This is a genomic window from Burkholderia aenigmatica, from assembly GCF_902499175.1.
GTDB classification, from domain to species: domain Bacteria; phylum Pseudomonadota; class Gammaproteobacteria; order Burkholderiales; family Burkholderiaceae; genus Burkholderia; species Burkholderia aenigmatica.
The window spans coordinates 38,118-57,985 of record NZ_CABVQC010000054.1 but is presented as its reverse complement, the minus strand read 5'-3'; the positions used below and the strand labels follow the sequence as shown (position 1 = coordinate 57,985).

Sequence of the window (19,868 nt, the reverse complement as noted above, 5' to 3'; positions counted from 1 at the left end):
AACAAATATTCGGAGCACTCCCATTTCTCGCATCACCCGCGAAAAATAACATTGATGGCTAGATGAATTCGCCTCACAACCGGCTCGAAGCCGGTCCTTCACCAGGGCGACGTCATGCCGATCATCTTTCATCGATAAGGAGTACAACATACCTGGGATACCGCAATACCACTCGAAGCACTGACCTTCTTCGAGGCCGGCCGCGTCATGCGTCGCCGCTCCGGCGGCCACCCGGACCGGGCCACTCATATCAATCAAACGAAAACAGACACGCTTATGAAAAAGAATCTTCTTGTCCTGATGCTCGCGGCAACGCCGGCTTTAGCTTTCGCACAAAGCAGCAACACCATCCAGTTCCAGGGCGAAGTGACGGACCAGACCTGCTCGGTCGCGGTCAACGGCAATGCGTCCAGCCCGACCGTGCTGCTGCCGACCGTGTCGACGGCCGACCTGGCCACTGCCGGCGGCACGGCCGGTGAAACCCACTTCACGATCGGCCTGAGCGGCTGCACGGCGCCGACCACCACCGCCCGCGCGATCAATACGGTGTTCGTCGGCAACCAGGTGACGACCAACGGCAACCTCGGCAACACCGGCACGGCCACCAACGTCGCGCTGCAGCTGCTCGATCCGGTCAATGCCACGACGCCGTTCAACCTGAGCGGTGCATCCGGCTACGCGGCGCCGGGCCTGAGCCTCGCGGTCGGTGACACGTCGGCGTCGCACGACTTCGCGGTGCGCTACATCACCGAGAACGGCAGCGCGACGGCCGGCTCGGTGCTCGGTAGCGTGCAGTACGCGATCAACTACAAGTAATCGCTCGACGCGGCGCTTCGCCTTCCTGCCTCGGAACCTCGCGCGTAGCTGCCGCGCTCCTGCGCGCCCTCCAGACCAGACAAAAACCAGACCACCCGCGGGGAAGCCGATGAACCGACCGCACACCCTGAATGTGCTCGGCTCGGCGCTGCTGGCGATTTGCGCTTGCCACGCAAGCGTTGCCGCCGCCAGCGTCGTGATGACAAACACACGCGTGATCTTTGCAGGCAACGCGAAAGAACAGAACCTTCAGTTCACGAACCTGGACGATTCTCCGAGCGTCATGCAGGTGTGGGTCGACGCCGGCGATGCGAACTCGACGCCCGATACCGCCAACGCGCCGTTCGTGGTCAATCCGCCGATCTTCCGGATCGAACCGAAGACCGGGCAGACGGTCCGGCTGATCTTCGTCGGCCGAGATCTTCCTCAAGATCACGAATCTATCTTCTATCTCAACAGCCTTCAGATTCCGTCGCTGAATGCGGCCTACTCGAACCAGAACCGGATGCTGGTGATGCTGCGCAACCGGATCAAGGTGTTCTACCGTCCCGCGACGATCGAAGGCTCGCCGGAAACGGCGCCGGACAAGCTCACGCTGCGTCTCGACCGGCACGACGGCAAGACGCGCGTCGTGCTGGACAACCCCACCGGCTACTTCGTGTCGGTCCTCGGCGGCAGCGCCATGTGCGGCACGCAGGTCGCCACGTTCACCGCGGATATTGTCGCGCCGCGCTCGGGTGCGCGCTGGGTGCTGAACGGCGCCTGCCTGCCCGGCCCCGATGCAGCAAAAATCACGATTCGCTACGTCAACGACTACGGCGCGATCGACACGCACGAATATCGCTCGACCGGCCAGCCCGATAAATGACGCGGACCCATCGAAACCCGCGACAAACTCGCCGCACCGGACCTCGCGCCACGCCGGTCCGCGCAGCCTGTTCGACCGGCGAAGCACCCTGCTACGCACGCCTGTCGCTGCTCGCCGTCGCGCTCGTCCTCGCGCCCCCCGCCCACGCGCTCCAGGCAGCACCGGTCGGCCGCGAGGCCGACGGCGCAACCACGCTCGCGTACAACTTCGACAGCCGGCTGCTGCTGGGCACGCCGCTCGGCGTCGCCAACATCGAGCGTTTCAACCGCACGCATGCCGCCGATCCCGGGCGATACCAGGTCGATCTGTACGTGAACGATCGCTTCGTTTCGCGGCGCGACATCACGTTCCGCAACGCCGATGACGGCGAGCTTTACCCGTGCCTGAGCGATGCGCTGCTGACGTCCGCGGGCGTGCTGCTGCGCGACGTCGCGGATGCCCGCATGCCACACGCCGCGCCCGGGCAGGACGCTCCCGACGATACGCGGCTCTTGCCCGAACCGACACCCGATCACGCGGACACGCCCCCGGCGGATGCACCGCCAGCATTCTGCGGCCCGCTGACGAAGCGCGTGCCGGACGCGCGGACCACGTTCGACCTGTCTCGCCTGCGGCTCGACATCAGCGTCCCGCAACTCGAGATGAAGGTCGCGCCACGCGGCGCAGTCGATCCAGCGTCGCTGGACGCGGGCGAAACCGCCGCATACGTGAACTACGACGCGAGCTACTACACGTCGTCGGCGTACGGCGTGCGCGCGAATTCGGTCTACACGGGCCTCAATGCCGGTGTAAACGTCGACCTGTGGCGGGTGCGCCAGCAGTCGTCGTTCACCTACAATGGCGGCACCGGCAACAGCATCAGCCGCTGGAACAACATCCGCACCTATGCGGAGCGACCGCTGATCGGCCTGCGCAGCCAGCTCACCGTCGGCCAGAGCTTCACGAGCGGCAGCCTGTTCAGCACCGTCGGCTATACGGGCGTCCGCCTGGAATCCGACGATCGCATGCTGCCCGACTCGATGCGCGGCTATGCGCCGGTCATCAACGGTGTCGCGCAGACCAACGCGCGCGTCGTCGTGAACCAGAACGGCCACGTGATCTATCAGACAACGGTCGCCCCCGGCCCGTTCCGGATCGCGGACCTGAACCCGACCAGCTACCAGGGCGATCTCGACGTCGAGGTGCACGAGGCGAATGGCCAGGTGTCGCGCTTCACGGTGCCGTTCTCCGCGGTGCCGAATTCGATGCGCCCCGGCGTGTCGCACTACAGCGTCACGCTCGGCCAGGTGCGGCAGATCGAAGGCTCGCACGCGAAGTTCGCCGACCTGACCTACCAGCGCGGCCTGACCAATTCGCTGACGGCCAACGGTGCCGTACGCGTCTCGCCCGACTATCAGTCGGCGCTGGCTGGCGCCGTGCTCGGCACCTGGATCGGCGCGTTCGGCTGGAACACGACCTGGTCCCACGCGCGCAACGCCCAGGGCGGCTGGCTGAATGGCTGGATGAGCTCCGTCACGTACAGCCACACCTTCACGCCGACCCAGACGACCTTCTCGCTGGCCGGCTATCGCTATTCGACGAAAGGCTATCGCGAGTTCATCGACGCGCTCAGCGCGCGCGAAGCGTACCGGCGCGGCGAAACCTGGGCGTCGTCGACCTACCAGCAGCGCGACCAGTTCACGCTCAACGTGAACCAGGATTTCGGCAAGTACGGCGCGCTGTCGCTGTCCGCCACGACCAGCAGCTACTACGAATCGCGGCCGCACGACACGCAGGTCCAGCTCAGCTACAACAACCACTACCGGTCGATCAGCTACAACCTGTCGTTCGTCCGGCAGAAGACGGCCACCGCCGTCGCGCCGGACAGCGGGCCGATGCAGAACCTGCTGCCCGGCTACGGGCGGGCCGGCGCGGACATGCGGACGAGCAACGTGCTGATGCTGACCCTCTCGATCCCGCTCGGGTCGGGGCCGCGCACCGCATCGCTGTCGGGCAGCGTGTCGCACGGCAACGATCAGGGCACGTCGTACCAGGCATCGCTCAGCGGCATTGCCGACCGTGCGCAGACGCTCAGCTACGGCCTCAGCCTGTCCGGCGAAACGCGCAACGGCGCGCGCACCTACAGCGGCAACCTGCAGAAGAACCTGTCGATGATCACGGCGGGCGCCAGCTATTCGAACGGCGATCATTTCTGGCAGGCCGGCGCCACCGCACGCGGCGCGATCGTCGCGCACCGCGGCGGCGTCACGCTCGGGCCGTATCTCGGCGATACGTTCGGCATCGTCGAGGCCAAGGGCGCGCGAGGCGCGACCGTGCGCAGCGGGATGGGCGCGCGCGTCGACCGCTTCGGCTACGCGATCGTGCCGTCGCTCACGCCCTACCGCTACACGGACGTTGCGCTCGACACGCAAGGCATCGACCGCGACACCGAGCTGACCGGCAACCAGGTACGAGTCGCGCCGTATGCGGGCTCGGCCGTGCTGCTCAAGTTCGCGACGCTGACCGGCCATGCGGTCCTGATCCAGGGCGCGCGCGCCGACGGCGAACGACTGCCGCTGGGCGCGGACGTGCTGGACGACAAGGGCGCGTCGATCGGCGTGGTCGGGCAAGGCGGGCTTGCCTATGCGCGCGTGCCGTCGGCGCACGGCACGGTCAAGGTCCGCTGGGGCAAGCGGCGCGAGGACCAGTGCGCGATGCGCTACGACCTGCCCGCGCCGTCGGCGGCGAAGGCGCCGATCATGCGCATCCGCGCGCAATGCCTGCCGCTCGCGCTGAAATGACCGGCTGCGCGGACCACCGCCGCTCGCCCCCGCGCGGCATCCATCGAAACGGGTCGCGACGCACGTCGCGATCGACCTCAGGAGGAGTGTCATTCATGTCGTACCGTTCGACCCAGGAAGGCCGATCCGTCGCACGGCGATACCGCGGTGCGCTGCTCGCCGCACTGGCGATCGCGGCGCTCGCCATCGGCGTCTCGCCGGCCCGCGCGCAATCCACGTCCCGCGGCTGCTTCAGGATCACCGGGTTGACCACCGGCGTCAATTCACCGTACTACACCGACCCGGGCACGATCGCGCGGCCCTGGTCCGGTGCGATCGACACCGCAGGCGCCGGCGCGTACAAGATGACGATCAACATCGATACGTCATCGTTCGTCCCGGAAGGCACGCTGCTCGCCAGCCTCGTCTCGCCGGTCTACAACCTCGGCTCGAACGGCACCGGCAGCTACGGCCCCGAGCAGGTGCTGTACCGCTGCTCGCCCGATTCCGCCGGCACGATGTTCGAATACTTCGCGACCAACGGCGACAACGCGAGCGCCGGCGGCAATGACGTCAGCGCCATCTCGGGTGTCCCGGGCACGTACCAGTCGCGCTATGCCGGCGTCGTGTTCCGCGTCACGAACATGACGACGGGCCAGACCACGACACGCTACTGGCAGGCACGGCCGCTGACCGGCCTGGACGTCGATAGCCAGGGCTGGTACCTCGTCAAGACCAAGAACTTCAGCGCGTACAAGGTCGAGCTGTTCAAGTGCAGCAACTGCCCGAACGGCGGCAACCGGTCGACGGGCGCGTGGGCCGAATCGCAGCCGTTCGCGTACAGCGCGTTTCGCGGCGGCGCATCCGGCACGATTCCCGCCAGCGGCCTGTTCGTCGGTGCCGATTCCGCGACCAATTATTCGGGCTGGTACGGCGACTGGCCGGCCGCGATCAATCCGTACGGCAACATCACCGTGCGGCGCGCCGCGACGTGCGCGGTCACCAATACGACGCCGATGATCCTGTTTCCGACGATGTCGGTCAGCGAGCTGGCACAGGGTGGCTCCCGGCAATTGCCTATCACGGTACGGATCGAATGCCAGAGCGTGACGCCGAGCGGCATGAGCGCCTTCGTGAGCGGAACGGCGGCCAACCAGACCGCGCTCGGGATCCTCGCAGCGCCGGCGAACGTCCAGCAGGCGATCAACGCGGGCCTGAAGACCTCGGGCAGTGCCGTCACGTACCTGCTGTCGAACGGCTATGGCACCGACCCAGGCGTCGCGACCGGCGTCGGCGTCGCGCTGTCGCGGCCGGGCGGCGCCACGCTGGATTTCCTGAGCAACCAGTACGTGACGACGGGCGGCGCCGCGGACGGCTGGGATCCCGTGCTGAACGACACGACGGCCGAATCGACCGTCAACGGGCAGACGAGCTACACGCGCGTCATCAATGCGACCTTCAAGGCATTCGCACCGGGTTCGACGCCGGTGACGGCGGGCCGCTACCAAGCCAGCGCGCAGGTGATCGTCCGTGTGCAATGACGTTCGACGGGGTGCGGCCGTCGTATCGGCCCGTTTGCACGGCGCCTGGAGATGGGCATCGCGCGCGCAACGAGCCGGCCGCCACATCGCGTGCGCCGCGCTGTGCGTCGGCGCAATCGCCTCTGCGGTCGCGGGCGTGACGCCGGAAGTCTCCCGCATCGTCTTCGCCGCCGACGCAGCCGAGCAGTCGGTCCAGCTCTACAACCTGAACACGTACCCCGTGCTCGTTCAGGCCTGGGTGGACGACGGCGACATCCGGTCAATACCGCAATCGTCGAGCGCGCCGGTCGTCGCGTTGCCGCCGATCTTCCGCATGGCGCCGCACGACCAGACGAGCCTGCGGCTGATCAATGCCGGCGATCCGCTGCCGACGGACCGCGAATCGCTGCGCTGGCTCAACCTGTACGAGATCCCTGCCACGCCGAAGGACTGGGGGCATGACCAACAGACCGTAACCGTCACGATGCGCACCCAGATCAAGCTGTTCGTTCGCCCGGCCGGTCTCGCCGATCCGGGCGCGAGCCGACTGCGGAAACTCGTGCTGTCGCTCGCGCCCGCGCGCCGCGGGCTCGCGCTGACGATCGACAATCCCACTCCGTATTACGCGACGATCGGCGCGGTGCAGGTCTCGCTGGGCGACGCCGCGAAGCAAGCGGTTCCTGACATGATCGCGCCGCTTTCCCGCACGACCGTCACGTTCGACGCATGGCGTGCATCCCCTGGCGCGGTCGCGCGCGTCACCTTCTCGCTGATCGGCGACGACGGCAATCCTGACGCCGACACCCGCACGGTGCGCGTCGGTGCGTGTTCGGGTGACGTCGCGTGCGATTCTGGTCCAGCGTCCGATGCCGTACAGGCCGATACGTCCCCCGCAGGTTCGAACGCAACCAGATCGTCAACCGACAGTCTCGATGAAATGCGCGCGCGCAAGTAACAGTTGCGCTTCCCGATGCGCACCGGTTGCCAGACCCGTCTGATTTACCCGGCCGTGGCCGAGTCGGCAGAGTACCAACCGACGGATGCACACCAGGCAGCACCGAATACCCACCAGGACATACGATGAAAAGAACCCTGATCGCCGCTGCCCTCCCGCTCATGCTGCTCGTTCATTCGAGCGCGTTCGCAGCAACGCAGGATTGCGCGACGCGCATCCGCGCACGACAGACGCAGATCGATTACGCGAAACGCTACGGCAACACGCAGCAGGCGATGAACCAGCAGATCGCGCTCGAACGCGTCAGGGCCAACTGCACGGACACCGGCCAGCTAGCCCGTGTCGAGCGCAAGGTCGACGACCGCCAGCGCGATGTCCGCAACGCGCAGGACGCCAGGCATCAGGCCGAAACGGACCTGCACGCGGCCGACGCGCGCGGCGACGCCCGCAAGGCCGCGAAGGCGCAGCGCAAGCTCGCGAACAAACAGCACGACCTGGACAAGGCCGTCCGCGATCTTCACGAAGCGCAGGCCGCTCGCGACGCGCTGCGGCGCTGACGAGATCGCGATGCGCGACGCCCGCCGGCGGTACGCATCAACTCACGCATGCCGCGCGATCACGAGCAGCACCGACAGCGAGACGATCGACCCGAGCGTCGACAACAGGATCGTGCGCGACGTCACGTGCGCTTCGCGGCCGTAGAACTCGGCGAGCATGTACGGCCCCGTGCCGGTCGGCAGCGCCGCCAGCACGACCGCGATCTGCGCGAGCACCGGCGGCATCGCGAACACGCGCACGCCGAGCCACCACGCCAGCGCCGGCTGCACGAACAGCTTGACCGCCGTCAGCGCGATGCTGCCGCGCGGCGCGGCACCGGTCGGGTCGCGCTTTTCCGCGAGAAACAGCCCGAGGCTGACGAGCGCGCACGGGCTTGCGGCCGCGCCGAGCAGCTTGAGGAAGGTCTCGACCGGCGCGCCGAGCGGCACCCGCGCGGCCGACACGCAAACGCCCGCCAGCGGCGCGACGATCAGCGGATTGCGCAGCAGCGCGCCGACCACCTTCCACATCAGCTTCAGCGGCGCGCGGTCGCGCTGCAGTCCGATCTCGATCAGCACGATCGCACCGGCGAACAGCACGCACGCCACGAGGATGGTCGCGATCGTGGTCGGCGTGAGGCTGTCGGTGCCGAATGCGAGCAGGCACAGCGGGAAGCCGAGATAGCCGGTGTTCGGATACGACGCGGCGATCGCGTCGATGCTCGCATCGGCGAGCCCGCGCCCCGCGAACAGGCGCCACGCGAGCACCCCGGCGAACACGAGCGCGCAGGTCAGCGCGAACGTCGCCACGAAGGCCGGCTGATACAGCTGGTGCCACGACGCGTGCGCCATGATCTGGAACAGCAGCGCGGGCAGCGCGAGCCAGACGACAACCCGGTTCAGTTCCGAGGCCGCGGCGGGCCCGAGTACGCCGCGCCGGCGGCACAGAAACCCAGCCGCGATCAGCCCGAACACGGGTAACAGAATCTCGATCGTCGATGACATCTTGAATACGCTGCGTGAAACCGGAACGCGCCAGCTTAATGGTTCCGCCGGGTCGCGTCCAATGCGCGGCGCGTGCCGCGCCGTGCGTCACGCGCCGTCGCGCATCGGTTGCGTAAGCAACTTGTAGGCAACGACGGCCGCGACCAGCGCAAGCACGCCGCTCACCGTCAGCGCATCGGCGAACCCGCTCGCGAACGCGACGGGCGCCGCCTGCGCGAGCGCACCGGCGGCCGACGACGGCACGCGCTCGAGCGCCCGCGCCAGGTCGCCGGCCAGCAGGCTCGACATGAACGGCGCGTCGGCGAACGCGCGCAGGCCGGGCGCGGCGGACAGCAGCCGGTCGAGCCGCGCCTGCGTGCTCGCCGCCAGCACCGCGCCGAGCACGCCGACGGCCGTCACGATCGCCGAGAAGCGCGTCGTCGTGCTGATGCCCGACGCCATGCCCGTGCGGTTCGGCGGCACGCACGCCATGATCGCCTTCTGCGTGTCGCCGTTCATGATGCCCGCGCCGCAGCCCGTCACGAACATGCCGATCGCGACGAGCCGGTAGTCGCCGCTGGCCGTCAGCGCCGCGGTCGCGAGGTTGCCCGCGCCGATCAGCGCGAGCCCGCCCGCCAGCACGCCGCCGGACGACACGCGCGCGGCAAGCGCCGCGCCGAGCGACGGCCCGGCGATCATCGCGAACGCGAATGGCAGCATGCCGAGCCCCGCGTCGATCGCCGACATCCCGAACGCGTTCTGCAGGTACAGCGGCAGGAACGTCATCATCACCTGCGCGCACGCCGCATAGCCGAACATCGCGAGCACGGCACCGACGAAGCGCGGCTGGCGGAACAGCGCGAGATCGATCATCGGCCGCGCCTGCCAGCGCTCCGCGCCGACGAACGCCGCGCACAGCGCGGCGGCGAGCGCGAGCCGGCCGAGCGTCGCGGCCGACAGCCAGCCGTGCGACGGTGCGCCGATCAGCGCCGCGATCGCGCACGCGAGCGCCGCGCCGAACAGCAGGCTGCCGGCCGCATCCACGCGTTTCGCGTGCGGATCGCGCGACTCGTCGATCGCGACACGCGCGCCGGCCGCGAGCAGCAGGCAGACGGGCAGGTTCAGCAGGAACACCCAGCGCCAGCCGATCCATTGCGTGATCGCGCCGCCGACGAGCGGCGCGATGGCCGTCGCGATCCCCATGCACATGCCCCAGATCGCCCACGCGCGCGCCCGCTCGCGCCCGTCCGGAAAACGGTTCGCGATCACGGCAAGCGCGGCCGTCAGCAGCAGCGCGGCGCCGCCGCCCTTCACCGCTCGCGCGGCGATCAGCCAGCCGGCCGATGGCGCAACGCCGCAGCCGAGCGACGCGAGAAAGAACAGCGCGAGCCCCGCGCCCAGCATCCGCTTGCGCCCGAAGCGGTCGGCGAGCCCGCCGGCCGGCAGCAGGCACGCGGCGAACGCGGTCATGTACGCGCTCACGACCCATTCGATCTCGGCGAAGCTCGCATGGAAACTGCGCGCGATGCTCGGCAGCGACACGGCGACGACGTTCGTGTCGAGCACGATCAGCGAGCAGGTTGCGGACGCGACGGCGAGCGTCGCGGCGGCCGGCAGGCGGGCGCCGGTGCGCGGGGCGGCCGCCGCGCCCGCGCGCGACGCCGGTGAAGACTGGGACATCGGCTACTCCGGAACAGGAAGAACGAGCCGTATGCTAGGCTTGGCCCGTATTGCCTGTCATTGACACTCCGACGCTGTTTTATTGACGAAAATTGCAATCATGGACCGGCTCGAATTCCGTCACGTGCGCGCGTTCCTGAGCGTCGCGCAGCACCTGCATTTTGCCCGTGCGGCCGAAGCGCTCGACATGGCGCCGCCCGCGCTCACGCGGCAGATCCAGGAGGCCGAACGCGTGCTCGGCGTGCGCCTCTTTCACCGGTCGCGCCGCGCGGTCACGCTGAGCGCGGCCGGCGAAGCCTATCTCGCCGAGGCCAGCGCCGCGGTCGAACACCTGCAGCGCGGCCGAGAACTCGCGGCGCTGGCCGAGCGCGGCGAACTTGGCCGGATCGAGATCGGCTACGTGTCGTCGGCCGTCTATTCGGGCACGCTGCAGCGCACGGTCGGCGCATTTCGTGACGCGCACCCGCGTATCGAGCTGAACCTGCGCGAAGTGCCGATGGACGACGTCGCGAACCAGCTCGACACGGGCCGGCTCGACCTCGCATACGTGCGCCCGCCGCTGCCGCTGCCCGGCGGCCTGCGGATCGTCACGCTGCAACGGGACGTATTCGTCGCGGCCGTGCCGGCCGGGTCGCGCTATGCGTCGATGGCCGCCATTCGTGCGGCCGACCTCGCCGATGCGCGCTTCGCGGTGCCCGAACAGGAGCGCGGCACGCTCGAAGTCGCGCGCCGCGGCCGCTTCGCGCCGCTGATCGCCGCCCGCCCGGGCGGCTTGCTCGCGGTGCTCGCGTGCGTGTCGGTGAACGGCTGGGTCGCGGTGATTCCCGATGCGCTCGCCGGCTGCGTGTCGCTGCCGGGCGTCGTGTACCGGCCGATCGCCGGCAAGCCGATCACGTCGGAACTGGCGCTCGCGCACCGGCGCTTCGAAAAGGCGCCGGCGGTACGCGCGTTCCTGCGGACGGTTCCGTCGGCCGTGTAACGCGCACCGTGACGCGCCCGTGCCCGTCGATGGCGGCCAGGCCGGCCGTCGCCGCGCGAATAGGCATTGCACGATTCAATGTTTGTCGGCCAGAAACCGTATCCGTCACCTGCCCGATAGTCGCTTCGCCTGCTCGCGGATCACCGCCCCCCCCGCCGATGACCCAATCCTCCACCCCGGCGCGCCGCCCCATGCTGCAGCGTCTTGCCGCCGTCACGGCCGCCGGCGCGATCCTGCCACGGCACGTCGACTTCGCATCGATCGCGATCCGGAACGTCTCCGCCTGAACGATGCCGCGCGCGGCTACGTTCAGCGTGGCCGCGCCATGTCGAGATCCGGCACGTCGTCGCCGAACGTCGACGCGACGAGCGTACGCATTGCGGCGACCAGCAGCGTCGGCCCCGACTGGTTAAACGTGCAGCGCTCGCCGGCGGCGGGCACGGCACGGTGCAGCACCGCCCGCCACGCCCCGTGCCCGCCGTCGCGCTCGAATGCGGCGAACGGCACACGCTCGACGATCGGGCCGCCGTCGGCCCATGACGACGACGGCGCAAACGGAGCCGGCGCGCCGCCCGGTTCGCGGATCGCCGTACATCCGGATGCGTCGGCGCGGGGAGCGTCGAGATCCTCCGCCATTGCCACCCAGTAGTCGAGCGCCGCGCCTGTCAGGTCCTGGACTTGCATGCCCGCCTCCATCGTCGCCGTCGCGATGAAAAACATCCCGGCCGTTGTGCGCGCAGCCGCACCAGTTGGGTGCCCGCGCGGCATGTATCGTCATCGGCCGCACCGCGATAAGCATAGTTCAAATCGTTGCTTGTCCGGCCCCGGCACGCCATCGAGAATGCGTCGACGGGCTGCGGCCCGGCCTTGCTTCCTCCAACGTTCCGGATCCATCGATTCATGCTTCCACTGCGCCTGCTTCGATCGCTGCTGATCGCGTCCCTCATTGCGTTGCCGGCGGCTGCCGCGCACGCCGACAAGCCCGCCACCATCCGCATCGGCGTCGCCCAGCAAGGCGCCGGCGATCCGCCGACGTTCGGTGGATCGAGCGCCGCCACCGCGCAGTTGCAGCAACTGGTCGAAAAGGAATTCGCGGCCGACGGCATCAAGGTGCAGTGGCTGTTCTTCAAGGGCGCGGGGCCGGCCGTCAACGAGGCGATCGCCAACAAGGCGCTCGACTTCGCGTACCAGGGCGACCTGCCCGCCGTGCTCGCGCGGGCGAACGGGATCAAGACGCGCCTCCTGCTCGCCGCGAGCGTGCGCTCGGGCGTCAAGATCGCGGTGCCGCCGGACTCCACCATCCGCTCGATCAAGGACCTGAAGGACCGCCGCGTGTCGATCTTCCGCGGCACCAACCTGCAGCTCGTCGCCGACAACGCGCTCGCGAAAAACGGCCTCAATGAACGCGACCTGCGCGTGATCAACCTCGACTCCGCGAGTTCGCTCGCCGCACTCGCGTCGAAAGGCATCGACGCGTCGGTGGGCGACTACCAGCTGTACAAGCTGCGCGACGCAGGGCTCGCGAAGATCATCTACGAATCGCAGAACGACGGGCCGCAACTCACGCGCCAGACCCACCTGCTCGTGCTCGACGATTTCGAGCGCGCGCATCCGGATATCGTGCAGCGCGTCGTCACCGCGCTCGTGAAGGGCGCACAATGGTCGTCCGACGAGGCGAATCGCGATGCGCTGTTCAAGCTGTGGGCGAAGAGCGGCGTGCCGGTTTCGTCGTGGCAGGCCGACTATGCGAACCAGCGCCTGAAGGATCGCCTGTCGCCGCTGATCGATCCGTTCGTCGTCGCGCGCTACAAGTCCGTCGCGCAGGATGCGCTCGCGCTGAAGCTGATCCGCCAGCCGGTCGACGTCGATGGCTGGTTCGAACCGAAGTATCTCGACAATGCGCTGCGCACGCTGAAGCTCGAAAGCTACTGGCAACGCTACGACGCGGCCGGCAAGCCGCTGTCCTGACCCGGACCCTCCCGATGAGCGACACCGCGTTTTCCATCCCGTCATCCGAGCGCCACGCGCTCACCACGCCGCCGCACCGTGCGGCGGGCGTGAAACGGTGGGCGTGGCGGCTCGCGCCGTGGCTGCTGCCCGCGCTGCTGTTCGCGCTGTGGAGCATCGGCAGCGCGCGCGGCTGGATCGCGCCACAAATCCTGCCGCCGCCCGAACGCGTATTCGACGCACTTGCCGATCTCGCGACGAGCGGCGATCTCGTGCGCCACACGCTGATCAGCTTGCAGCGCGTGCTGGTCGGCTTCGCCGCCGGCACGCTGCTCGGCTTCGCGACCGGCGTCGCACTCGGCCTGTCGCGCACGCTGGAAGCTTACGTACTGCCAAGCTTCAATGCGCTGGTGCAGATTCCGGTGCTCGGCTGGCTGCCGTTCCTGCTGCTGCTCGTTGGCGTCGGCGAACCGCTCAAGTACCTGCTGATCGCGCATGCGGCGCTCGTCCCCGTCACGCTGAGCACGTTGCAAGGGTTTCGCCAGACACCGCCCGCGCTCGACGAAGTCGCACGCGTGTTCGGCTACACGCGCCGGCAACGCATCGTGCACGTCGTGCTGCCCGCCGCGATCCCGACGCTCGCGACCGGCGTGCGGCTCGCGTTCACGAAGTCGTGGCTCGCGCTCGTCGTCGTCGAACTCGTCGCGTCGTCCGAAGGCCTCGGCTACCTGATCGTGTACGGGCGGCAACTGTTCCAGCTCGATCTCGTGATGGCGGCCGTGATCGTCGTCGGGGCGGTCGGCCTGCTGATCAACCGGCTGCTCGACGCGCTCGAAGCGCGCCTGCGCCGCGGCGTGCCGTCCGCGTTCCGCGGCTGAGCCCCACGCCCTACCCGCGTAACCGAAGGAGATTCACCCGTGACGTATTCTGCTGCCGCCCCTGACGTCACCCCGCCCGCCACCACGACCGCCCGCCGCCTGCACGCGCCCGACTGGCGCGGCTTCGTGCTGCCGCTCGTCGCGTTCGCGCTGTGGTGGGCGATCGCTTCCACACACCTCGTGAGCAGCGGGCTGCTCGTCGGGCCGGCCGACGTGTTACGCACCGCATGGGCGCAAGCCACAAGCGGCGCACTCGGCCGCGCGCTGTCCGCGTCGCTCGCGCGTGAAGCCTGCGGGTTCGCGATCGGCGCGACGAGCGGGCTGCTGCTCGGCGCCGCGCTCGGGCTGTCGCGCGTCGCCGCGCGAATCGTCGGCCCGAGCTTCGACACGTTCAAGCAGATCTCGCTGTTCGCATGGATTCCTCTGATTTCCGTGTGGTTCGGCCTCGGCGACGTCGCCAAGGTCGTATTCCTGTCGCTCGCCGCACTGCTGCCGGTCGCCGCGCACACCTGCGACGGCATTCATGCGGTGCCGCGCGCATATGTCGACGTCGCCCGCGCGCTGCGCTACTCGCGGCTCCAGCTCGTCCGCCACGTGATCCTGCCGGCAGCGCTGCCGTCGATCTTCACCGGGCTGTATCTCGGCCTGATCTATTCGTGGCTCGCGACGCTCGGCGCCGAATACCTGCTGGTCGCCGGCAGCGGAATCGGCAACACGCTGATCGACGGCAGCGAGCAGTTCCGGATGGATCTCGTGCTGTTCGGGATCATCGTCGTCGGCATAACGGGCTGGGCGCTGAACGCGATTGCGCGCGCGATCGAGCGCAAGGTGCTGGCCCGGCGCGGCGACCTGACGCGCTGATCGCCTTTTCCCTTCCCCCCCACACGCTTCCTCGCACCGCCATGACGACCCTCGCCTCCGATTCGCTCGACATTCTCCACGTGAGCAAGCACTACGCGCAACGCGGCGCCACGCTCGCCGTACTCGACGACGTGTCGCTGCACGTGCGCGCCGGCGAATTCGTCACGATCGTCGGTGCAAGCGGTTGCGGCAAGTCGACGCTGCTGCGGCTGATCGCCGGGCTCGACGCCGACTACGCGGGCGAGATCCGGGCCGGCGCCGAGCGCGTGCGCGACACGTCGCTGCAGCGCGGGATCGTGTTCCAGGATCACCGGCTGTTCCCGTGGCTGACCGTCGCGCAGAACATCGAGGCCGCATTGCGCAATGCCCCGCTCGACGCGGCCGCGAAGCGGCGCGCGGTCGCCGATCACATCGCGCTCGTCGGGCTGAACGGCTTCGAGCACGCGTATCCGAATCAGCTGTCGGGCGGGATGGCGCAGCGCGTCGCGATCGCGCGCGGCCTCGTGAACCGCCCGCGCGTGCTGCTGCTCGACGAGCCGTTCGGCGCGCTCGACGCGCAGACGCGTGCGCGAATGCAGAACGAGCTGCTGCGCATCTGGGAACAGGAGCGCATCACGATGATCCTCGTCACGCACGACGTCGACGAAGCCGTGTGTCTCGGCGACCGCGTCGTGACGATGGCGCCGCGCCCGGGCCGCATCGAACGCATCGTCGAGGTCGCGCTGCCGCGCCCGCGCCGGCGCGATTCGCCGGAATTCGCGCGGTTGCGCGACACCGTGCTCGCCGATTTCGACGACAGCGAACCGCCGGGCGACGATCGCGCGGGCGGCAAGCGCATCGACCCGCCGCGCCCGCACCGGATCGGCGAATGGCGGCTTGCGTGGTAACACGCCCGACGCGCCGAATGGCTCAGCATCACGACGCATATCGATCGTCGCTGCGCACACGCTAAGGTTGTGACGATTCATCGGTTCCGATTGCGCGCGGTCCCTGCTTGAATGGGGACTCGACCGACCCGCCTCCAGGAGACTCCCGATGTCCGAAGTCCAGCACGCCGCTCACCCGTCTTCGCATGCTTCGCACGCCGCGCCGCGCACGGCCGCCACGCCGCTCCAGCTTCGCCAGGTCGCCGGACGGATCGGCGCCGAGATCGCCGGCGTGCGGTTGTCGGGCACGCTCGACGACGCGACGTTCGACGCGATCCAGGCCGCGCTGCTGCGCCACAAGGTGCTGTTCTTCCGTGGCCAGCACCATCTCGACGACACCGCACAGGAAGCGTTCGCACGCCGCTTCGGCAATACCGTCGCGCACCCGACCGTGCCGTCCGTCGACGGCAGCGCGCACCTGCTCGAACTCGATTCCGCACACGGCGCCCGCGCCAATTCGTGGCACACCGACGTGACCTTCGTCGATGCGTACCCGAAGATCTCGATCCTGCGCGCGGTCGTGATTCCGCCGTTCGGCGGCGATACCGTGTGGGCCAACACGGCCGCCGCGTACACGCACCTGCCCGACCCGCTGCGCGCGCTCGCCGACACGCTGTGGGCGCTGCATACGAACGCGTACGACTACGCGTCGACGCACGTGCATGCCGACGATACGCAACTGAAGCGCTACCGCGAAGTGTTCACGTCGACCGTCTACGAAACCGAGCACCCGGTCGTGCGCGTCCATCCGGAAACCGGCGAACGCACGCTCGTGCTCGGGCATTTCGTGCAGCGACTCAAGGGGCTGTCGGCGCAGGATTCCGCGCACCTGCTGCAGGTGTTCCACGAACACGTGACGCGTCTCGAGAACACGGTGCGCTGGAACTGGCAGGAAGGCGACGTCGCGATCTGGGACAACCGCGCGACGCAGCACTACGCGATCAACGACTACGGCGATGCGCGCCGTGTCGTGCGCCGCGCGACCGTGCACGGCGACGTGCCGGTCGGCATCGACGGCCGCCAGAGCGTCGTGCTGAAGGGGCCGGGCGCGACGCTGCAATAACGCCCGCATCCCGCGGCGGCGGCGCCTTGTGCGCGCCGCCGTGCCTACCCCGCTTTCCGCCACCGGACACGCGACCATGCCCTTTCCGCCACCAGACCGACGCCTGCACGCGCAACGATGTCGGCCCGCCATCCCGTTCACTTCCGCCAGGAGCGTCGCATGAGCGCCCTACTCGAACCCGCCGCCCAGCCGGTCGACGTGATCCCGCTGTCCGCCCATATCGGTGCGGAAATCCGCGGCGTCGACCTCACGCAACCGTTGACCACGCCGCAGATCGCGGCGATCCGCGCCGCGCTGCTGCAATGGCGCGTCATCTTCTTCCGCGAACAGTTCCTCACGCACGAGCAGCACGTCGCGTTCTCCGCGCAGTTCGGCGAGCCGACGGTCGGCCATCCGGTGTTCGGGCACGTCGACGGGCAGCCGGCCGTCTATTCGGTCGCCAAGCATCGCAAGGCGACGCGCTTCGAAGGCGAGCCGGTGCGCCGGCCTTGGACCGGCTGGCACACCGACGTGACGGCCGCCGTGAACCCGCCGTGGGCGTCGATCCTGCGCGGCGTAACGATCCCGCCATACGGCGGCGACACGCACTGGACGAACCTCGTGCGGGCGTACGACACGCTGTCCGCGCCGCTGCGCGGCTTCGTCGACGGGCTGCGCGGCCTTCATCGCTTCACGCCGCCGGCCGGTGCGCGCGCCACCGGCGCGTTCGACGAGGCGGTCGAACGCCGCCCGCTCGTGACCGAGCATCCGCTCGTGCGCGTGCATCCGGAGACCGGCGAACGTGCGCTGTACGTGAGCCCGAGCTTCCTGAAATCGGTCGTCGGGCTGACGCCGCGCGAGAGCCAGGCACTGCTCGAACTGCTGTGGGAACACGTAACGCGGCCGGAATTCACGATCCGCTTCAAGTGGGAACCGCGCAGCATCGCGTTCTGGGACAACCGCGCGACCGCCCACCTCGCGCCCGTCGACATCTTCGATCTCGACTTCGACCGCCAGCTTTATCGCACGACGCTCACCGGCGACGTGCCGGTCGGCCCCGACGGCCGACCGTCGGTCGCGCTCGAAGGCTCGCCGGTCGAAGCCGCGGCGGCGGTCGCGCTCAACTGAACCGACCTGACCTGAAGGTGGGAAAGGCCGGCGCGCACTGCATCGCGCCGGCCGCTCCCGCCGTCACGCCACGCGGACGAAAGCATCGTCCACGCGGCTCTCCCGTCAATCCAGCCAGACCCCATCGAAGCGATGCCCGCCGAGCGGCGAGAACGTCAGCCCGTGCACGCGTTTGGACACCGGCAGCGACACGATCGACGTCGCGATCGGCGTGAACGGCACCTGATCCTTGAACACGACCTGCGCCTGCTCGTACAGTGCCGTGCGCTTCGCGACGTCCGCGTTGGAACGCGCCGCGTCCACCAGCTTCTCGAAATCCTGGTTGCACCACTTCGCAAGATTGCTGCCGTGCACCGCGTCGCAACCGAGCAGCGTGCCGAGCCAGTTGTCGGGATCGCCGTTGTCGCCCGACCAGCCGTACAGGATCGCGTCGTGCTGCCCGTCGTGCTTCGCGCGGCGGTTGTATTCGCCCCATTCGTAGCTGACGATCTTCGCGCGCACGCCGATCTTCGCCCAGTCCTGCTGGATCAGCTGCGCCATCAACTGCGCATTCGGGTTGTACGGGCGCTGCACCGGCATCGCCCACAGCGTCAGGTCGAAGCCATTCGGGAACCCGGCCTGCGCGAGCAGCGCCTTCGCGGCAGCCGGATCGCGCGGCGCATCCTTCAGGCGCGGGTTGTACGACCATTGCGCGGGCGGCATCGGGTTCGTCGCGATCTTCGCGTCGCCGTTGAACACGGTCTTCACGATCGCCGACTTGTCGATCGCGATGTCGAGCGCGCGCCGCACGTCGACGCGATCGAGTGGCGCATGCTGCGTGTTGTACGCGACGAAGCCGACGTTGAAGCCCATCCCCGAGAACAACGTCAGCTTGGGGTCGCGCCGCACCGTGTCGAGGTCGGCCGGCCGCGGGAACACCGATACCTGGCACTCGCCGGCCACCAGCTTCTGCAGGCGCGCGGCCGGATCGGGCGTGATCGCGAACACGAGATGGGCGAGCTTCACGTCGTCCGGCTTCCAGTAGTCGGGATTCGCGTCGTAGCGGATCAGCGCGTCCTTCTGGTACGCGCGCAGCAGGAACGGCCCGGTGCCGACCGGGAACTGGTTGATGTCGGCCTCGCGATGGCGCGCCGCGAGCTGCGACGCATACTCGGCCGACAGGATCGACGCGAACGCCATCGCGAGATTGCGCACGAACACGACATCGGGCGTCTTCAGCACGAAGCGCACCGTGTAGTCGTCGACCTTGTCGATGCGCGCGACGTTACGGTCGAAACCGAGGTCGCTGAAATACGGGAAGCTGACCGGGTAGGCCTTGCGGAACGGATCGTCCAGGTCGAGCATCCGATGGAACGTGAAGACGACATCGTCGGCCTGGAACGGCCGCGTCGGCTTGAACCACGCGGTGGTCTGGAATTTCACGCCGTGCCGCAGGTGGAAGGTGATCGTGCGCTGGTCGGGCGACACGTCCCAGCTCGTCGCGAGCGCCGGTTCGAGATCGAGCGTGCCGCGCTTGAACTGCACGAGCCCGTTGTAGACCGGGTACGTGCTCGCGTCGAAATCGGTGCTCGTCGTGTGCTGGCCCGGATCGAAACCGGCCGGGCTGCCTTCGGTGCAATACACGAGCGTCTTGCCGGCCGGTGCGGCGAGCGCCTGCGTCGCCGCGCCGGCGAGCAGCAGCGACGCCGCGATGCAGCGCAGGGCCGTTGCGGCATGGGGGATGCCACGCGCACGACGCGCAGCAGGCGAAACGAAAGCGTTCTTCATGGTGGCGGAGATGAGAGAGGGCTGTCATGCACATGACGACCGCCGATCTTCGCGCGCCTCACGTCGATCGCTTACCAATTAATTTCGCGTTGCTTATCGTCGTGGATGCATCCCGCTGCCCGTGCATGAAAACGTCCACGCGAGCGCCGGTCGGCCTGCTCGCGCCGCCGTCTTCCGGCCCCCTGCAGACTTGCGCGAAATGGCGCATCGTATCGGCTGGCC

At 68.7% G+C, this 19,868-nt stretch carries 18 protein-coding genes; 14 read left to right on the top strand and 4 right to left on the bottom strand.

Annotated elements, in window-relative coordinates; genetic code table 11:
* The first annotated feature begins 276 nt into the window (after positions 1 to 276).
* The 6 genes from BDO18943_RS30570 to BDO18943_RS30545 all read left to right on the top strand — a co-directional run bounded on the left by BDO18943_RS30570 (position 277) and on the right by BDO18943_RS30545 (position 7,475).
* Complete coding sequence (locus tag BDO18943_RS30570; RefSeq protein WP_175025215.1) at positions 277 to 816, top strand: fimbrial protein; 540 nt, start codon at positions 277 to 279, stop codon at positions 814 to 816.
* 109 nt (positions 817 to 925) lie between these two features.
* Positions 926 to 1,684: a fimbrial biogenesis chaperone gene (locus BDO18943_RS30565; protein WP_175025214.1), complete on the top strand. Its 759-nt coding sequence runs from the start codon at positions 926 to 928 to the stop codon at positions 1,682 to 1,684.
* The gene (locus tag BDO18943_RS30560; RefSeq protein WP_235996229.1) at positions 1,681 to 4,464 is read left to right on the top strand and encodes a fimbria/pilus outer membrane usher protein; all 2,784 of its coding nucleotides are present in this window, start codon (positions 1,681 to 1,683) and stop codon (positions 4,462 to 4,464) included. Before BDO18943_RS30565 ends, BDO18943_RS30560 begins: the two co-directional genes overlap by 4 nt.
* A gap of 95 nt (positions 4,465 to 4,559) precedes the next feature.
* Positions 4,560 to 5,984: a fimbrial protein gene (locus tag BDO18943_RS30555; protein WP_175025213.1), complete on the top strand. Its 1,425-nt coding sequence runs from the start codon at positions 4,560 to 4,562 to the stop codon at positions 5,982 to 5,984.
* 136 nt (positions 5,985 to 6,120) lie between these two features.
* A complete protein-coding gene (locus BDO18943_RS30550) occupies positions 6,121 to 6,918 on the top strand; it encodes a fimbrial biogenesis chaperone (RefSeq protein WP_235996228.1) in 798 nt (265 codons plus the stop codon).
* Positions 6,919 to 7,043: 125 nt separating this feature from the next.
* Entirely contained in the window at positions 7,044 to 7,475 is a 432-nt protein-coding gene (locus BDO18943_RS30545) for a DUF1090 family protein (RefSeq protein ID WP_175025212.1), read from the top strand.
* A gap of 42 nt (positions 7,476 to 7,517) precedes the next feature.
* Here the strand turns inward: BDO18943_RS30545 and BDO18943_RS30540 are convergent, their stop codons facing one another.
* Positions 7,518 to 8,459 (bottom strand): AEC family transporter, encoded by a 942-nt coding sequence (locus tag BDO18943_RS30540; protein WP_175025211.1) that lies wholly within the window; start codon positions 8,457 to 8,459, stop codon positions 7,518 to 7,520.
* Between the two features lie 87 nt (positions 8,460 to 8,546).
* Positions 8,547 to 10,118, bottom strand: coding sequence for an MFS transporter (locus tag BDO18943_RS30535; RefSeq protein ID WP_043179436.1), 1,572 nt, complete (start codon positions 10,116 to 10,118; stop codon positions 8,547 to 8,549).
* Positions 10,119 to 10,218: 100 nt separating this feature from the next.
* Between BDO18943_RS30535 and BDO18943_RS30530 the strand changes: the two genes are divergently transcribed.
* Positions 10,219 to 11,097 (top strand): LysR family transcriptional regulator, encoded by an 879-nt coding sequence (locus BDO18943_RS30530; RefSeq protein ID WP_043179439.1) that lies wholly within the window; start codon positions 10,219 to 10,221, stop codon positions 11,095 to 11,097.
* A 158-nt stretch (positions 11,098 to 11,255) separates the two neighbouring features.
* Entirely contained in the window at positions 11,256 to 11,384 is a 129-nt protein-coding gene (locus tag BDO18943_RS43005) for a hypothetical protein (RefSeq protein ID WP_265328609.1), read from the top strand.
* Positions 11,385 to 11,406: 22 nt separating this feature from the next.
* Here BDO18943_RS43005 and BDO18943_RS30520 read toward each other — a convergent pair whose 3' ends face one another.
* On the bottom strand, positions 11,407 to 11,781 hold the full coding sequence (locus BDO18943_RS30520) for a phage protein NinX family protein (protein ID WP_175025210.1): 375 nt from the start codon (positions 11,779 to 11,781) through the stop codon (positions 11,407 to 11,409).
* A gap of 216 nt (positions 11,782 to 11,997) precedes the next feature.
* On the opposite strand from BDO18943_RS30520, the gene BDO18943_RS30515 reads away from it, so the two are divergent.
* The 6 genes from BDO18943_RS30515 (at position 11,998) to BDO18943_RS30490 (ending at position 17,879) form a co-directional block, all read left to right on the top strand.
* Positions 11,998 to 13,065 (top strand): ABC transporter substrate-binding protein, encoded by a 1,068-nt coding sequence (locus tag BDO18943_RS30515; RefSeq protein WP_175025209.1) that lies wholly within the window; start codon positions 11,998 to 12,000, stop codon positions 13,063 to 13,065.
* A 14-nt stretch (positions 13,066 to 13,079) separates the two neighbouring features.
* Positions 13,080 to 13,922: an ABC transporter permease gene (locus tag BDO18943_RS30510; RefSeq protein WP_175025208.1), complete on the top strand. Its 843-nt coding sequence runs from the start codon at positions 13,080 to 13,082 to the stop codon at positions 13,920 to 13,922.
* 39 nt (positions 13,923 to 13,961) lie between these two features.
* Complete coding sequence (locus BDO18943_RS30505; RefSeq protein ID WP_175025207.1) at positions 13,962 to 14,783, top strand: ABC transporter permease; 822 nt, start codon at positions 13,962 to 13,964, stop codon at positions 14,781 to 14,783.
* Between the two features lie 41 nt (positions 14,784 to 14,824).
* Entirely contained in the window at positions 14,825 to 15,670 is an 846-nt protein-coding gene (locus tag BDO18943_RS30500) for an ABC transporter ATP-binding protein (protein WP_175025206.1), read from the top strand.
* Between the two features lie 148 nt (positions 15,671 to 15,818).
* Positions 15,819 to 16,772 carry a TauD/TfdA dioxygenase family protein gene (locus tag BDO18943_RS30495; protein WP_175025205.1) on the top strand — a complete coding sequence of 318 codons (954 nt, stop codon included), beginning with the start codon at positions 15,819 to 15,821 and terminating at the stop codon, positions 16,770 to 16,772.
* A 159-nt stretch (positions 16,773 to 16,931) separates the two neighbouring features.
* Positions 16,932 to 17,879, top strand: coding sequence for a TauD/TfdA dioxygenase family protein (locus BDO18943_RS30490; protein WP_175025204.1), 948 nt, complete (start codon positions 16,932 to 16,934; stop codon positions 17,877 to 17,879).
* Between the two features lie 105 nt (positions 17,880 to 17,984).
* Here the strand turns inward: BDO18943_RS30490 and BDO18943_RS30485 are convergent, their stop codons facing one another.
* The gene (locus BDO18943_RS30485; protein ID WP_175025203.1) at positions 17,985 to 19,646 is read right to left on the bottom strand and encodes an ABC transporter substrate-binding protein; all 1,662 of its coding nucleotides are present in this window, start codon (positions 19,644 to 19,646) and stop codon (positions 17,985 to 17,987) included.
* Positions 19,647 to 19,868 lie beyond the last annotated feature (222 nt).

Coding starts and splice junctions, on each gene's coding strand:
- BDO18943_RS30570 (WP_175025215.1), top strand. CDS start 277: ATGAAAAAGAATCTTCTTGTCCTGATGCTCGCGGCAACGCCGGCTTTA.
- BDO18943_RS30565 (WP_175025214.1), top strand. CDS start 926: ATGAACCGACCGCACACCCTGAATGTGCTCGGCTCGGCGCTGCTGGCG.
- BDO18943_RS30560 (WP_235996229.1), top strand. CDS start 1,681: ATGACGCGGACCCATCGAAACCCGCGACAAACTCGCCGCACCGGACCT.
- BDO18943_RS30555 (WP_175025213.1), top strand. CDS start 4,560: ATGTCGTACCGTTCGACCCAGGAAGGCCGATCCGTCGCACGGCGATAC.
- BDO18943_RS30545 (WP_175025212.1), top strand. CDS start 7,044: ATGAAAAGAACCCTGATCGCCGCTGCCCTCCCGCTCATGCTGCTCGTT.
- BDO18943_RS30540 (WP_175025211.1), bottom strand. CDS start 8,459: ATGTCATCGACGATCGAGATTCTGTTACCCGTGTTCGGGCTGATCGCG.
- BDO18943_RS30535 (WP_043179436.1), bottom strand. CDS start 10,118: ATGTCCCAGTCTTCACCGGCGTCGCGCGCGGGCGCGGCGGCCGCCCCG.
- BDO18943_RS30530 (WP_043179439.1), top strand. CDS start 10,219: ATGGACCGGCTCGAATTCCGTCACGTGCGCGCGTTCCTGAGCGTCGCG.
- BDO18943_RS43005 (WP_265328609.1), top strand. CDS start 11,256: ATGACCCAATCCTCCACCCCGGCGCGCCGCCCCATGCTGCAGCGTCTT.
- BDO18943_RS30520 (WP_175025210.1), bottom strand. CDS start 11,781: ATGCAAGTCCAGGACCTGACAGGCGCGGCGCTCGACTACTGGGTGGCA.
- BDO18943_RS30515 (WP_175025209.1), top strand. CDS start 11,998: ATGCTTCCACTGCGCCTGCTTCGATCGCTGCTGATCGCGTCCCTCATT.
- BDO18943_RS30510 (WP_175025208.1), top strand. CDS start 13,080: ATGAGCGACACCGCGTTTTCCATCCCGTCATCCGAGCGCCACGCGCTC.
- BDO18943_RS30500 (WP_175025206.1), top strand. CDS start 14,825: ATGACGACCCTCGCCTCCGATTCGCTCGACATTCTCCACGTGAGCAAG.
- BDO18943_RS30495 (WP_175025205.1), top strand. CDS start 15,819: ATGTCCGAAGTCCAGCACGCCGCTCACCCGTCTTCGCATGCTTCGCAC.
- BDO18943_RS30490 (WP_175025204.1), top strand. CDS start 16,932: ATGAGCGCCCTACTCGAACCCGCCGCCCAGCCGGTCGACGTGATCCCG.
- BDO18943_RS30485 (WP_175025203.1), bottom strand. CDS start 19,646: ATGAAGAACGCTTTCGTTTCGCCTGCTGCGCGTCGTGCGCGTGGCATC.